General features: G+C 40.7%; 11 protein-coding genes. 8 read left to right on the top strand and 3 right to left on the bottom strand.

Features of this window, described 5'->3' with window-relative positions:
* The first annotated feature begins 425 nt into the window (after positions 1 to 425).
* Complete coding sequence (locus tag H1A14_RS01655; protein WP_194774459.1) at positions 426 to 1,169, top strand: polyprenol monophosphomannose synthase; 744 nt, start codon at positions 426 to 428, stop codon at positions 1,167 to 1,169.
* Here the strand turns inward: H1A14_RS01655 and H1A14_RS01650 are convergent.
* Positions 1,156 to 2,373: an ABC transporter permease gene (locus H1A14_RS01650; protein WP_194774458.1), complete on the bottom strand. Its 1,218-nt coding sequence runs from the start codon at positions 2,371 to 2,373 to the stop codon at positions 1,156 to 1,158. The genes H1A14_RS01655 and H1A14_RS01650 overlap by 14 nt on opposite strands.
* 40 nt (positions 2,374 to 2,413) lie before the next feature.
* Between H1A14_RS01650 and H1A14_RS01645 the strand changes: the two genes are divergently transcribed.
* The 7 genes from H1A14_RS01645 to H1A14_RS01615 all read left to right on the top strand — a co-directional run bounded on the left by H1A14_RS01645 (position 2,414) and on the right by H1A14_RS01615 (position 9,970).
* The gene (locus H1A14_RS01645) at positions 2,414 to 3,604 is read left to right on the top strand and encodes an exo-beta-N-acetylmuramidase NamZ family protein (RefSeq protein ID WP_194774457.1); all 1,191 of its coding nucleotides are present in this window, start codon (positions 2,414 to 2,416) and stop codon (positions 3,602 to 3,604) included.
* A gap of 40 nt (positions 3,605 to 3,644) precedes the next feature.
* The gene (gene fmt, locus H1A14_RS01640; RefSeq protein WP_194774456.1) at positions 3,645 to 4,568 is read left to right on the top strand and encodes a methionyl-tRNA formyltransferase; all 924 of its coding nucleotides are present in this window, start codon (positions 3,645 to 3,647) and stop codon (positions 4,566 to 4,568) included.
* A gap of 222 nt (positions 4,569 to 4,790) precedes the next feature.
* Positions 4,791 to 5,750: a hypothetical protein gene (locus tag H1A14_RS01635; RefSeq protein ID WP_194774455.1), complete on the top strand. Its 960-nt coding sequence runs from the start codon at positions 4,791 to 4,793 to the stop codon at positions 5,748 to 5,750.
* 164 nt (positions 5,751 to 5,914) lie between these two features.
* Positions 5,915 to 6,439 carry a dihydrofolate reductase gene (locus tag H1A14_RS01630; protein ID WP_228527490.1) on the top strand — a complete coding sequence of 175 codons (525 nt, stop codon included), beginning with the start codon at positions 5,915 to 5,917 and terminating at the stop codon, positions 6,437 to 6,439.
* Positions 6,436 to 7,233, top strand: a complete 798-nt coding sequence (locus tag H1A14_RS01625; RefSeq protein ID WP_194774454.1) for an SDR family oxidoreductase — start codon at positions 6,436 to 6,438, stop codon at positions 7,231 to 7,233. The genes H1A14_RS01630 and H1A14_RS01625 overlap by 4 nt, the downstream gene beginning before the upstream one ends.
* A 94-nt stretch (positions 7,234 to 7,327) precedes the next feature.
* Entirely contained in the window at positions 7,328 to 8,575 is a 1,248-nt protein-coding gene (locus H1A14_RS01620) for a competence/damage-inducible protein A (RefSeq protein ID WP_194774453.1), read from the top strand.
* A gap of 93 nt (positions 8,576 to 8,668) precedes the next feature.
* Positions 8,669 to 9,970 carry a dihydrolipoamide acetyltransferase family protein gene (locus H1A14_RS01615; RefSeq protein ID WP_194774452.1) on the top strand — a complete coding sequence of 434 codons (1,302 nt, stop codon included), beginning with the start codon at positions 8,669 to 8,671 and terminating at the stop codon, positions 9,968 to 9,970.
* Positions 9,971 to 10,018: 48 nt separating this feature from the next.
* Here the strand turns inward: H1A14_RS01615 and H1A14_RS01610 are convergent, their stop codons facing one another.
* Both H1A14_RS01610 and H1A14_RS01605 read right to left on the bottom strand, forming a co-directional pair.
* Positions 10,019 to 12,919, bottom strand: coding sequence for a PAS domain-containing hybrid sensor histidine kinase/response regulator (locus tag H1A14_RS01610; RefSeq protein ID WP_194774451.1), 2,901 nt, complete (start codon positions 12,917 to 12,919; stop codon positions 10,019 to 10,021).
* Complete coding sequence (locus H1A14_RS01605; protein ID WP_228527489.1) at positions 12,916 to 13,917, bottom strand: Cache sensor protein; 1,002 nt, start codon at positions 13,915 to 13,917, stop codon at positions 12,916 to 12,918. The genes H1A14_RS01610 and H1A14_RS01605 overlap by 4 nt, the downstream gene beginning before the upstream one ends.
* Positions 13,918 to 13,933 lie beyond the last annotated feature (16 nt).

Raw genomic sequence — 13,933 nt, 5'->3', positions numbered from 1 at the left:
GACTTTCAATAACATACCCCGGGAAAAGGGTCAAAACGTCCGACTTAACCATTGATTTTATTTTACCATGAATGCGCCTTTGCATTTTTAGGTTTGCAAAAGTTTGAATTTGAAACTTTGGATGATAAGCTAAAGAAATGTGTGCTGCAGTCGATTTTCAATTGAAAATTTCCCGAACACCACTTCGAATTTCTTAATACAGTGGCAATTTAATTCTATTTTGGATCGATAACACCAAGTTCGAAAGGAATGTTTTGATCTTTTTCCCTTAAAAATGAATTACAAAGCTGTTTTATGCCTACTGAAACAGAATTTCCCCATTACGTTTAGGCCAATAATTGGTTTAATTACCAGTAAATATGTCGGGATTTTGAATTTTCGACCATAAAATTCCCTAATTCCTTCTAATTTTGGGTTTCGATCCTATGAAAAAAGAAAAATTAGTCATTGTACCGACCTACAATGAAAAAGAAAATATTCCAGAACTGATCACAGCCATCATGGATTTACCGGGAGCATTTGAGCTTTTAGTGGTAGATGATGGATCCCCGGATGGTACGGGGCATTTGGTCAAAGAGGCTCAAACAAACTTTCCTGAAAGGTTACATTTAATTGAACGCCAAGAAAAGTCCGGTTTGGGAACTGCCTACTTGGAGGGATTTAAATATGCCTTGGAAAATGGGTATGGTTTTGTTTTTGAAATGGATGCTGATTTTTCCCATGATCCCAAGGACCTCATACGGCTTTACGAAGCCTGTGCTGTAGAGGGATATGACTTGGCAATAGGTTCTCGGTATGTCAAAGGGGTCAATGTAGTCAACTGGCCCATGGGACGGGTGCTGATGTCTTATTTTGCCAGTATATATGTGCAATTCATTACCGGTATGCCATTCAAAGACAGTACTGCCGGTTTTAAGTGTTACAAACGACAGGTTCTGGAAGGGATAGGGTTAGATAAGATCACCTTTATCGGATATGCTTTCCAGATTGAAATGAAATTCAAAGCTTGGAAGCAAGGGTATAAAATTGTAGAAATCCCGATCATATTTACAGACCGCACCAAAGGCACCTCCAAAATGTCAACCAATATTTTTAAAGAAGCCGTATTTGGAGTTCTCAGCATGAAATTAAAAAGTTTTTTCACACGCTATCCCGTCAGTCAAACCTAATGGATTTGATGGGGTGGATGTTGCTGATTACCACTGCTGGTATGAACAATACCAATGTAGTGGCCAACAGAATCAAAACATTCATTCCCAAAATAGCCTCCCAATTCCAATAGACAGGGACATAATCCATATAATAATTTTCGGGACTCAGCCGAATAAGCTTAAATTGATCTTGAAGCCATCCCAAACCAATTCCAATTAGGTTTCCGATCAAAAGCCCCCTTCCTATTATCCTCAAACCATTCCAGAAAAATATCTTTCTAATCTGCTTGTTGCTGGCGCCTAAAGCTTTCAAAATCCCGATCATCTGCGTCCTTTCCATGATCAGGATAAAGAGGATTGAAACCATGTTAAAACCTGCAACAAATAAGATCAATCCCATAAAAACATACACATTGTTGTTCAATAGGTGCAGCCAATCAAAGATCTGTATGTATTTGTCTGTTACTTTTACCAATTTCAGATCATAATCCAACGCATCATACAGAAATCCCTGATAGCTGTCTATGTCTTTGCTATCCGTCAAAAACACTTCAAAACCTCCTACCTGATCCTGCTCCCATCCATTGAGGTTTCTGATGGTTTGAATGTCTCCCAAAATAACCTTATCATCAAAATCCTCCAAATAGGTCTCATAAATACCGACAATTTCAAAACGCCGATACCTAGGCGGATCCTGGACAAAATACATGAGTACCCTATCACCCAAATTCAACAGCAATTTATCTGCAATTTTTTTGCTGAGTAGGATTTCATTGGAGGCTTGGTCTTTCTGGAATTGAATGAATCGGCCTTCCACGATATGGGGAAGGAAAAACAAAGAATCGAATCTTGGTCCGATGCCTTTCATGATCACCCCCTCTACTTCCTCCTCTCCTTTCAGCAAGCCTGGTTTATGTGCGTATTCCTGAATGTGCCGAATGAGTTCGTGATCTTGAAATATCTGAAAAAAATTGGAATTGAATGAGGTGGGAGATTCTTCAAAGGCATTACTGGAAGTAAAGCGCTGCACCTGATAATGTCCAGTGAAAGAAAATACTTTATCGGAAATCACCCTCTGGAAACCTCCCAAAATAATAAAAGCAATGATCATCACTGCAAGACCAATGGATACACTTGCCACCGCTATTCGATGGATGGTTCCGGTAAAGCCGCCGGAACGTTTGAAGCTTATTCTTTTGGCAATGAAATAGGAAAGGTTCAAGGAAATATATTATTTTGGAGTAAATCTAGCATAAATAAATATGAAGCCCCTAAAATTAATACTTCTATTGGTCTTTTTTAGTATCCACATGGCCCACTGCCAGCAGAAACCTGTAGAATCACCTCAAATTTCCTCATCCCCCATCCTGCCTGGAGCGGATCAACCTGAAATTTATCTACCACTTCTTACCGGCAAAAAAGTAGGACTGGTAGTCAATCAGACCAGTATCCTTACGCAACAGGACAACCTTCATTTGGTGGATTATCTAATGAAAGAAGGCGTAAAGGTCCAAAAGGTATTTGTACCCGAACATGGATTTAGGGGAGATGCCGATGCGGGTGAAGTCATAAAAAACGACACAGACAAAAGAACTGGCCTGCCAGTAATTTCCTTATATGGGGACAATAAAAAACCCACTGCTACTTCATTGGCCGATGTGGATTTGATCATCTACGATTTGCAGGATGTGGGCGTTCGTTTTTACACCTACATCAGTACCTTACATTATGTGATGGAAGCCTGTGCTGAAATCGGAAAACCCATCCTGCTATTGGATCGGCCTAATCCAAATGGGGATTACATTGATGGCCCTGTCTTGGATCCCAAATTCACCAGTTTTGTAGGAATGCATCCTATACCTGTGGTGCATGGGCTAACAGTGGCAGAATTGGCACAAATGATCAATGGGGAAGGTTGGCTAAAAAACAAAGTCAAAGCGGATGTACAAATCATCAAAATCCAAAACTGGGACCATGGCATGCCGTATTCCTTGCCCGTCAAGCCTTCTCCTAATTTGCCTAACGACCTATCCATTAGGCTTTATCCAAGCCTCTGTTATTTTGAAGGCACAGATGTGAGCTTGGGAAGGGGCACCTATTACCCTTTTCAGGTATATGGTTATCCGGATCCTAAGTTTGGAAGTTTCAGCTTCACCCCCGTCAGCATACAGGGCATGTCAAAAAACCCACCTCAAATGGACAAAAAGTGTTATGGAGAGGACCTCAGAAATGAACCCCTTGACCATCAGTTTACTTTAAAATACTTGCTGAAGGCTTATGAACTTTCTGGCAAAAAAGAAGCTTTCTTTAATAACTTCTTTGATAAACTTGCCGGTACAGATCAACTCAGAAAAGACATCTTGTCTGGAAAAACAGAGTCGGAAATCCAAGCAAAGTGGAAACCTTCACTTGAAGCCTACAAGCAAATGAGAGCCAAATACGTGCTTTATTGAGGTTGAAACCTATATTTTGAAAACCTCGTTTCTGAGAAAAATGGACAAAAATCTACGTATTGTTTACTTGGGCACCCCCGAATTTGCGGTGCCCTCCTTGGAAATGTTGATCAATCATGGCTGGAATGTCGTTGCGGTAATTACTGCACCGGACCGGCCTAAAGGAAGAGGGCTGAAACTCATCCCCTCTCCTGTAAAAGAAGCAGCGTTACGTCATCAGATTCCTGTCATTCAGCCTACCAACCTGAAAGACCCCATTTTCTTGAAAGAACTCGAAAGTTTGAAAGCAGATCTTCAGATTGTGGTTGCTTTCAGGATGCTGCCTGAGGCAGTATGGAACATGCCTCCCAAGGGTACCTTTAATTTACACGCATCTTTATTGCCTAACTACCGTGGTGCAGCCCCAATCAATTGGGCCATTATCAATGGGGAAAAGGAAACCGGTATCACTACTTTTTTCCTCAAGCACGCCATAGATACCGGAAACGTCATTTACCAGGAAAAAGAACCAATTTACCCTGAAGACAATGTAGGGACACTATACCATAGGCTGATGGAAAAAGGCGCAAAATTGGTATTGAAAACAGTGGAAGCCATTGCCAAGGACGAGGTAGTACCAAAGTCACAGGATGAAGGACTTTTTACCCACCATGCACCTAAAATCTTCAAAGAAACGACAGAGATCAATTGGGTTAAAACCGCTGAAGAGGTCCATAACCTGGTTCGAGGCCTTTCCCCGTACCCTGCCGCATGGACCAAAATCGGGGGAAAAATCTGTAAAATTTTTAAAACAGCGCTATTCCAGGAAGAATTGGCTGATCTCCAGCCTGGAGAATTTAAAACAGACAACAAAACATTCCTGCATTTTAAATGCGCAGATTCTGGAATTGCAGTTTTGGAACTTCAGTTGGAAGGGAAAAAGCGAATGAAAATTGATGAAGTTTTGAGGGGACATTCTTTTTAATAATGAAGAAATCATTCTTTGAATAATACTACACTTTTAATTTTGTTTAAAGACCTGTTTATGAGCTCCTTCAAAATTAGATTTGGGCCTTAAGAGATTTTTGAATCTTTATTGTGATTTATAAATGTATTTTAAATTGTATTTCACATTGTCATTTTTGTATTTTAACTTTAGGAATTGAATTCAATTTTGTAATCCTTTTCTTTAAAAAAATCCAAAGCCATGAAAAAAAACCCACTACTTTTATTAATGTCATGTTTGTTGCTTGCCCCTATCATCACAGAAGGGCAGATTCTCAGGCAAATCAGAAGAGCTGCCGAACAAGGTGCCAGCAGAGCAGTTGAACGCCAAGTCAGCAAAGAGGTTGAAAAGGCCACCCAAAGGCAACTGGAAAAAATGTTTAAAGGCTTACCAGGCCCCGAAGGATCAATGGAAGGTGGCGTTAACTGGGGGAAAGTTTTCGGAAGCATGGAATTTGATGCACCTACGGAAGATTCCTACTCTTTTGATGGATATACCATTCTGGAGATCACTGGGAAAGAAGCCAATGGAAAAGATACAGATCCATCCACTATGAAAAGTTTTCTCTCCACCAATCCTAATTTCACAGGATTGGAGTTCTCAGAAACCAAGGAAAAAAGAAAGAGCTCTAAGGAAGAGAATCTGATCATGATCTATGACCTCAAAAACAATGCATGGGTCATGCTTACAAACAATGATGGTGAAAAATCGAGCATTGCCATGAAAATCGATATGGATAAACTGATGGAGGTGGCCGAAGACATGGACATTGATGATGGGGATACAGAGGAATACGACCTCAGCCAATACTCCTATAAGAAAACCGGAAATACCAGAACCATTCACGGTCTCTCCTGCGAAGAATACCAGGCAGATGGTCCGGATTTTTCTGCCAATTACTGGATCACCCAAAAACCCATCAATGCTTGGGGGAGCTTTTATGGCCAAAACAGTCCTTTCATTACAGATAAAATGAGAAAAAAGAACAACATGGAATTTGATGAACTTCCTCTCGGGAATGTCATGGAAATGGTCTATCGAAGTAAAACCGACCAGACTGTAATGGAGATGAAAGTGATAGAGATCAATGAATCCGCACCCATCACATTCAACATGTCGGAATACCCCAACATGATGGCTGGGGCACAGGCTCAGAAATAATTTAACCTTCATTAACGGACCACTGAAAAGTTTTTTTCAGTGGTTTTTTTTATTCAAACCTTGGCCATGGATTTATTTGGATCAATGGGTTAGGAACCTGCTATTTCTTTGGATCCTCATTTTTCTCATTTCTTGATTTTTTCTGTCAAAAAATCATTGGTATCTTGTCCATTGGTAAAAAAAAAGAATTGAAAGTATCCATCATCGTAGCAAAAGCCAAAAACAATGTAATTGGTAAAGACAACCAGTTAATTTGGAGGCTCCCGGCAGATCTGCAACATTTTAAACAAACCACCTTAGGGCATCATATTCTGATGGGAAGAAAAACCTTCGAATCCATGGGAAAACCGCTGCCAAAAAGGACGTCGATCGTAATTTCAAGAAATCCTGACTATCCTGTTCCCGATGGCCATCATTTGGTACATGGCATGGAAGAGGCTTTGGATTTGGCTCGGCAAAAAGGGCTGGAAAAAATCTTTGTCATTGGAGGTGCGCAAATTTACAAGCAGGCTTTGCCCCTTACTGATGAATTGATAGTGACAGAGGTGGAGGCAAGTCCCGAAGGTGATGTGTTTTTTCCTGAGATGGATCCAGAGGAATGGAAGGTCAACGAAAGGGTAATCCATAGCAAAGATGAAAAGAATGAATTTGATTTCACCATTGTAACCTATTTGAGAAAAACAACATGAACGGCCCTGACCATAACAAAGTCATGTGGATCACGGGAGCGTCTTCTGGTATTGGGGCAGCGCTAAGTATTCATTGTTCCAGATTAGGTTACCGTTTGATCCTTTCTTCCAGAGATGAACCCAAGCTAGAAGAAGTCAAAGACAAATGCCTTCATCCTGATAAGGTCAGGGTATTGCCTTTGGACCTTGCCGAGGCTGAAACCCTTCAGGAGAAAGTGTCGAAGGCTGTAGATTTTTTTGGAATCGTGGATATTTTGGTCAACAACGGAGGAATTAGTCAGCGCTCTTTAGTCAAACACACCCAGCTTTCCGTAGACCGTAGGCTTATGGAAATCAATTATTTTGGAACCGTAGCCTTAACGAAAGCTTTGCTGCCACATTTTATCCAACAAAAATCAGGTCACTTTGCCGTTGTAAGCAGTTTGGTGGGAAAATTCGGTTCTCCATACCGTAGCTCCTATGCCGCTTCTAAGCATGCCCTGCACGGATTTTTTGACAGTCTTCGGGCTGAACACCATCAAGATGCCATCTTGGTCACCATGATCTGCCCCGGTTTTGTCAAAACAGATGTATCTGTAAACGCGCTCACAGGAGATGGGAGCCCACTGAATCAAATGGATGATGCACAAGCCAAAGGCTTGCCTCCTGAAGAATGTGCTAAGGCCATGGAGAAGGCGATTCGTTTGAAAAGGCAAGAGGTGTATATCGGAAGGAAGGAAGTTTTTGGGGTATACCTCAAAAGATTTTTCCCAAGTGCATTCTCCAATTTTATCAAAAAAGCCAAGGTGCGGTAAGGACAGCCTATGGCTTAACCATGTCAGTTTGAACAATTGGCTCTCAGTTTTCATTATTTAGGGCAATAGCAACACAAACCTATCTCAAATTTGTATGAATCCAGTAACAGCAGAAATTCTAGCCATAGGAGATGAGCTTCTTTACGGTCAAACCATAGACACCAACAGCCATTGGATCAGCCAGGAACTGGATAAAATCGGGGTGAGGGTGGTTAGGAGAACTACCATAGGAGACAACAGGCTTGATATGCTCAAGGCATTTAAGGATGCTGAGACAAGGGCTGATATCGTCCTGATCACGGGAGGACTAGGGCCTACCCAAGACGACCTGACCAAACCTTTGTTGGCAGAGTACTTTGGATGTGAAGTAGCCATGGTTCCTGAGGCACTGGAAGCGGTGAGAACATTTTTTGAAAAAAGAGGTAGAGAATTGACCCCATTGAATGTGCTACAGGCACATTTGCCTACCAAATGTACCTATGTACCCAACGAAGTGGGCACTGCTCCAGGAATGTGGTTTGAGGAAAACGATACGGTATGGATGTCTATGCCAGGAGTACCTCATGAAATGAAAAAATTAATGCAGGATTTTGTAATCCCTAAAATCAAAAGTATTTTTCCTTTGCCAAAGATCTACCACAAATTGATCAAAACGGTGGGCATAGGAGAAAGTTGGTTGGCGGATTTGGTCAAAGATTGGGAAAATAACTTACCAGATCACATCAAATTGGCTTATCTTCCTTCTTTGGGACAGGTAAAGCTAAGGCTGACGGCCTTTGGAGAAGACATTTCCGAACTCATCAATGAGGTAGACCGAGAAATAGATAAAGTCAAGCCACTGATACAAAAATACATTTACGGCTATGATGGAGACGAATTGGAAGATGTCATTGGAAGACTTTTGACCGATAAAAAGAAAACAGTAGCTTTGGCGGAAAGCTGTTCCGGAGGCTACATTTCCCATCTCATTACCAGCAAGCCGGGAAGCAGTCAATACTACAATGGTTCCATCATTCCCTACCACAATCAATTTAAATCCCAACTTCTCGGGGTAAATATGGAAACCTTGGAAAAGTATGGGGCAGTAAGTGAAGAAACCGTTTTCGAAATGGCGTCAAAAGTCCGAAAGATGTTCGGGGCGGATTTTGGTCTGGCCATCAGCGGAATAGCGGGCCCTTCCGGAGGCACTGACCATAAACCCGTTGGGACAGTTTGGTTAGCCTGCGCTTTTGGTGAGGAGGTTCAGACCAAAAAACTTCAGCTGACTCAAGATAGGATGATCAATATCCAGCTGACGGGGGTGGCTACCTTGAGTATGCTCTACAAATGTATTTTGAAATAAAACGAATCAAAATTTTATCAGAAGGATTTTGTATCCATTAAAATAAAATTTAATTTTAAATCTCAGAAATAAACCCAATTAAATAATTATCACATGGCAACTATAGAAATGGTAATGCCCAAGATGGGTGAAAGCATAATTGAAGGTACGATACTGACTTGGTTAAAAAAGGAAGGGGATCCGATTGAGCAGGATGAGTCTGTTTTGGAAGTGGCCACAGACAAAGTGGATACTGAGGTGCCTTCCACCCATGCCGGTACCCTTCAAAAAATATTAGCCAAGGAGGGGGACGTTGTACCCGTGGGAACGCCAATTGCCATCATAGAGATAGTAGGAGAATCCAATGGACAAGAACCTACCTCCACCTCTGCCCAGACTTCCACTAAAAAAGAAGAGCTAATTTCAGCCTCTCCAGCACTTACCCAAACTTTGATTCAAGATGCAAAGGCGGCAGAAGTTGAAAGTTCAGACGAACGTTTTTATTCCCCTTTGGTATTGAGCATATCTAAAGAGGAAGGTATCAGCAGATCAGAACTTTCCTTGATCAAGGGTAGTGGCAAAGAAGGAAGGGTAACAAAAAATGACATGTTGGCCTACCTTAAGGAAAAGAAAGAAAAATCCAGTCAGGCTTTACATACTACTCCACCTGCTTATGCATCCCAAAAAGTGGAAGTAAGTATCTCTGCAGCGGATGAGATCATCGAAATGGATCGCATGCGGAAAATGATTGCACAGCGGATGGTTGATTCCAAGAGGATATCTGCCCACGTAACTTCATTTGTTGAGGCTGATGTTACCAATATTGTGCTTTGGCGCAATAAAGTCAAGGATGATTTCAAGAAGAAAGAGGGAGAACCCATTACATTTACGCCTTTTTTTATCCATGCAGTTGCTAGAGCCATCAAAGATTTCCCCATGATCAATATTTCAGTGGATGGAGAAAAAATCATTGTGAAAAAGGATATCAACATTGGGGTTGCCGTGGCTTTGCCAAGCGGAAACCTGATTGTCCCAGTGATCAGAAATGCTGACCGTTTGAATTTGGTGGGATTGTCCAAAAAAATCAATGATTTAGCCAACAGGGCTAGAAACAACAAACTTTCACCTGATGAACTTGCGGGTGGTACCTACACGGTTTCCAATGTAGGATCCTTCGGCAATGTGATGGGTACGCCCATCATTCCTCAACCTCAGGTGGCCATCCTGGCTGTGGGTGCCATTACCAAAAAACCAGCTGTAGTTGAAACTCCCACAGGAGATGTGATTGCCATCCGTCACAAAATGTTCCTTTCCCATTCCTATGACCATAGAGTAGTGGACGGTTCTTTAGGAGGACAATTTGTAAGAAGGGTTGCTGATTACCTGGAGGCATTTGATCTGGAAAGTGTCATCTGAGCCAAATCGTAGTACACACTAAGGGCCTTTACAGAGATGTTAAGGCCTTTATTTTTTAGCCAAAGCCTCAGCACAGGTTTTGATTTGATGGATGATAGAGGTGATTTGAACTGGCTTGGTAAGATAATCATCCATGCCAGCAATTTTTGCCCTTTCAATATCTTCTTTGAAAACGCTTGCCGAAAGCCCTACGATTTTGGGAATATGACCGTTAGGAAGGTCTCTAATCATCTCTACTGCTTTGATCCCATCAAGCTTGGGCATGTGGTAATCCATGAAAATCAGATCAAAATGTTGCTTTTTTACCATTTTTACGGCTTCTTCTCCATCCTTGGCGATGGATGGGACATAGCCCAATTGATGAAACAACATTTCCATAAACTGAAGGTTGATGTCATTGTCCTCAACCAACAAAATATCGATAGGATAAAGCCCATTGAGCTTATTCAAGTCTTCTTGAACTTCCCCATTTTCCTGATCAACCCTCGAAGAGGAGTATTCCTCATGAAACGCTACGTTTTCAAAACCTGAGAATATATTGAAAGCAAAAGTTGACCCTTTTCCTAATTCGCTCTCTATTTGCATACTGCCTCCCATCAATTCTATAAGTCTATGGGCAATAGCCAAACCAAGCCCTGTACCGGTGTGTTCTCTGGTATTGGTGCTGTCCACTTGGGTAAAGGGATCTGTCAAAATGGAAATTTTTTCTTTGGGTATGCCAATCCCATAATCTTTGATTTTAAAGTTCAGCATAAAGCTGTTGTCCATGATAGATTCTCCTGAAATATCAATGTCTATTTCACTGTTGTTTTTACTGAATTTGACAGCATTGCCCATAACATTGAATAAAATCTGACCTATTTTATCTTTGTCAGAAATGATCATTTCAGGGATTTTCGAATGGATACTGAGGTTTAATTTAAGGTTCTTCTGAGCCAATAGACCTGAAAAAATACTGATAATTTTCTTGATTTCTTTTCTGAAATGGAAAGATTCCCATTTGAGTTCAAATTTTCCAGCCTCAATTTTTGAATAATCAAGGATATCATTGATGATTCCCAAAAGGGATTCTCCTGAGTCTTTGGTAATCTGAATGTATTTCTTTTGTCGTTCATTTAAGGGCGTATTTTCCAACAGGCTGATCATGCCAAGCAAACCATTCATCGGTGTTCTGATTTCGTGGCTCATGTTGGCCAAAAACTCCGATTTAGCTTTATTGGCTGATTCTGCAGCCTCTTTGGCTTCTTGCAATCCATTTTCCCAAAGCTTTTGACTGGTCACCTCCCTGGCGATGGAAATGACCTTTGCCTCGTCGAGTTTAAAAAACCGAACCTCATAAAAGTGACTTCCACTGGCAAGCTTGAGTTCCAACTCATAAGTCTGAATCTTCCCTGTTTTTACGGCTTTTTTCAAGGTATCAAAAGCCTCTTCATTGGCCGGTGAAGGTAGAACTTCCAAAATATTTTTCCCAAGAGAATCATTGGGTGGCATCAACAATAAACTGATATCCTGCACATAGTAATCCAGGAACACACCCGAATGATCATAAATGAAAATTATGTCTGGCAAACTTTTCAATACAGCCCGTAATCTATTTTCACTTTTGATAATTTCCTGCTGGGCCAAATAATGCTCATTGATATCCGTACAAATACCTACATTCCCCATAAAAATACCAAGGTCATCATACAGCAATTTTTCGAAAAATTTAACTCTGATGTACTCTCCGTTTGATTGCTGAAAGCGGAATTCATGGGATATGACCTCCTTCTTGTCTGCTTTGGCTTGGTCAAGTAAAGATTTGACGGAATCCATGTCCTCAGGATGAATGTATTTCTTGAAATTTTTGGAAAAATCTTCCCGAGAAAAACCCAATACCTCTTCCACTTCCTTTCCGACGCTGGACATACTCCCATCGGCCTCTTGAAAATAAATGAATCCCTTGGTTTCATGCAACAAAAGTGCCTGCCTCCTGAACAACTCATTGATTTCATCAGAATTCTTAGCCAAGATGGCATTTGACAAATGGACGTTTTTGAGGAATTTATACAAGATGAGCAATACGATAACCAATAAAAGCAAAAGTCCCATCAACAAATAAAAGTAGGTTTCAAAAATTCCGGAGGAAATACTCTTTTTGTCCTGAAGGTAAACGATAGCAAAGGTTTGATCTAAAGGGTATAGATTAAAAGGGTATTGGTGAATGATGGCCTGATGATTTTTCTGCTGAACAGAGTCTGCGAAATAACCTTCATATCCACCTCTAAGGCCAATTTTAACATCTTCTGCAAGTACTTTTAAGGTCCTTTCATCCAAATGGTCTCCCTTTGAAAAAGCATACTCAGAGAGTTTGAAGAGCGTTTCGTTCTGATAGAAAAACTTCTCAGAGGAACTTCCCAAATAATGGTTGTTCAATTCATCTGCAAAAAACTTTTTGATGTCAATAAAAAAACCCAGTGCCACCTGTTTATTGTTGTTCTCTAACCACAAAAATCCAGGATGTTCTATCTTTGATCCATCCCATTCCGGATAAGTTTTTTTTATGAAGTTGTTTTGCTCATCAAAATAAAAGGAAACTGCCAAATTCGGAAATCTAACAAATACGGTATCCAATACATTCCTGTGGTTATTAAAAATCCTTCTTGCTCTTTTTTCAAATGCAAGCTGTTCGTTTCCAGTTCTTTCATAGGTCCACGGCTCCAGGTTATTGATGAAAAAGACCATGTCCTCGTACGTTTTGGCAAAGTTCATTTGAATGTCTTTTGCGGTTTGCTCAGTCTGTTTTGCTAAAAACTGCTTTCTGGTATTTATCTGATTATCAGAAAGGGCGACGAAGAAACTGTAAGCCAAAAATAAAATCAATAAAACCACAATGATTCCTAATACCACAAACCACCTGTGTGATTCCCTGATTTTGGAATAGAGGTTGTTGTTGATTTCCTGATTCATAAGTCCAAGTCAAGAATATACCAATTAAATTTGTTCATCTTTCTGCCAGTGATGTGGATTTTCTCTGTGCCCTCATCAAGCAAATAATATTTTCCTTTAGATAAAATAAAATGGGAGGCCATTTTCCGTACCTCCTGACTTTTACTTTTAAACAAGTTGAAATCTTCAATTCTAAAACTGTCAGCGGTGATGGTTTGAAGGTAGGTATGGTTTTTTAAAGGAGGAAGGGACAAAGCTTCAATGGCTTTAGACTTACCTGCCACCAAGGTACCTTCACCATCTATAATGACCAGTTGCTCGGTGGTTTTGTCCAGATAAAACTGAATGATATCATTGACTGTAATGTCAAAACCTAAGACCATTTCAAGTTTGTCCTCTACATAAACAGGATGAAGAAGTGACATCATCCAGCCTTTGCCCACAGGATCTATATAGATCTCATCTACCCAAACTGATCCTCTGCCAGGATTGTTTTTTTCATCAGCTTGATAAAAAAAATTGAAGGAGGTCAAATCAAGGTCAGGCTCAAGCATAGCAGCGACATCATACGGAGGATAGAGCCGATTGACCTGCAATACGCTGTTGTAATACACCTGGGTGACCACGTCATGGTCATTTACAATCGCTTTAAATTTTTCGTCGAGTGGATGGGTGAATTTCACCAGTTCCCTGATCGCTTTAGGATTGGTGCTTAAAGTGGAGATGTATATTGAACTGAATTCCGGATCCTGATTAGGTGCCGTATTGGCCATGTTGTTCTCGATCAAAAACCGATCAGGATCGGCTTTGGCAAGCCACTTCTCTTTCTCTTTGAATAATGATTCAGTAAAGACGGCAAGTTCTTGAATCTCCTCTTCCAGAGATTCAAGATCATATTCCAGAAGTGAAACAAAGGCATTGACCTGTATGGGATCAGTTATTGCCTTTTCTTTGCCGGGCGATTGACAACAAAATAAAAAACAACAGAATGAACACAAAGTCCAACTATATCTGCTCATAATCAATCAGCTATTT

This window comes from Pararhodonellum marinum, assembly GCF_015354735.1.
Lineage (GTDB): Bacteria > Bacteroidota > Bacteroidia > Cytophagales > Cyclobacteriaceae > Pararhodonellum > Pararhodonellum marinum.
The sequence above is the reverse complement of the archived record's forward strand: the minus strand, read 5'-3'. Positions and strand labels throughout refer to the sequence as shown.

Excerpts from the sequence above, each read along its gene's own strand:
- H1A14_RS01655 (WP_194774459.1), top strand. The coding sequence starts at position 426 with ATGAAAAAAGAAAAATTAGTCATTGTACCGACCTACAATGAAAAAGAA.
- H1A14_RS01645 (WP_194774457.1), top strand. The coding sequence starts at position 2,414 with ATGAAGCCCCTAAAATTAATACTTCTATTGGTCTTTTTTAGTATCCAC.
- fmt (WP_194774456.1), top strand. The coding sequence starts at position 3,645 with ATGGACAAAAATCTACGTATTGTTTACTTGGGCACCCCCGAATTTGCG.
- H1A14_RS01635 (WP_194774455.1), top strand. The coding sequence starts at position 4,791 with ATGAAAAAAAACCCACTACTTTTATTAATGTCATGTTTGTTGCTTGCC.
- H1A14_RS01625 (WP_194774454.1), top strand. The coding sequence starts at position 6,436 with ATGAACGGCCCTGACCATAACAAAGTCATGTGGATCACGGGAGCGTCT.
- H1A14_RS01620 (WP_194774453.1), top strand. The coding sequence starts at position 7,328 with ATGAATCCAGTAACAGCAGAAATTCTAGCCATAGGAGATGAGCTTCTT.
- H1A14_RS01615 (WP_194774452.1), top strand. The coding sequence starts at position 8,669 with ATGGCAACTATAGAAATGGTAATGCCCAAGATGGGTGAAAGCATAATT.
- H1A14_RS01610 (WP_194774451.1), bottom strand. The coding sequence starts at position 12,919 with ATGAATCAGGAAATCAACAACAACCTCTATTCCAAAATCAGGGAATCA.
- H1A14_RS01605 (WP_228527489.1), bottom strand. The coding sequence starts at position 13,917 with ATGAGCAGATATAGTTGGACTTTGTGTTCATTCTGTTGTTTTTTATTT.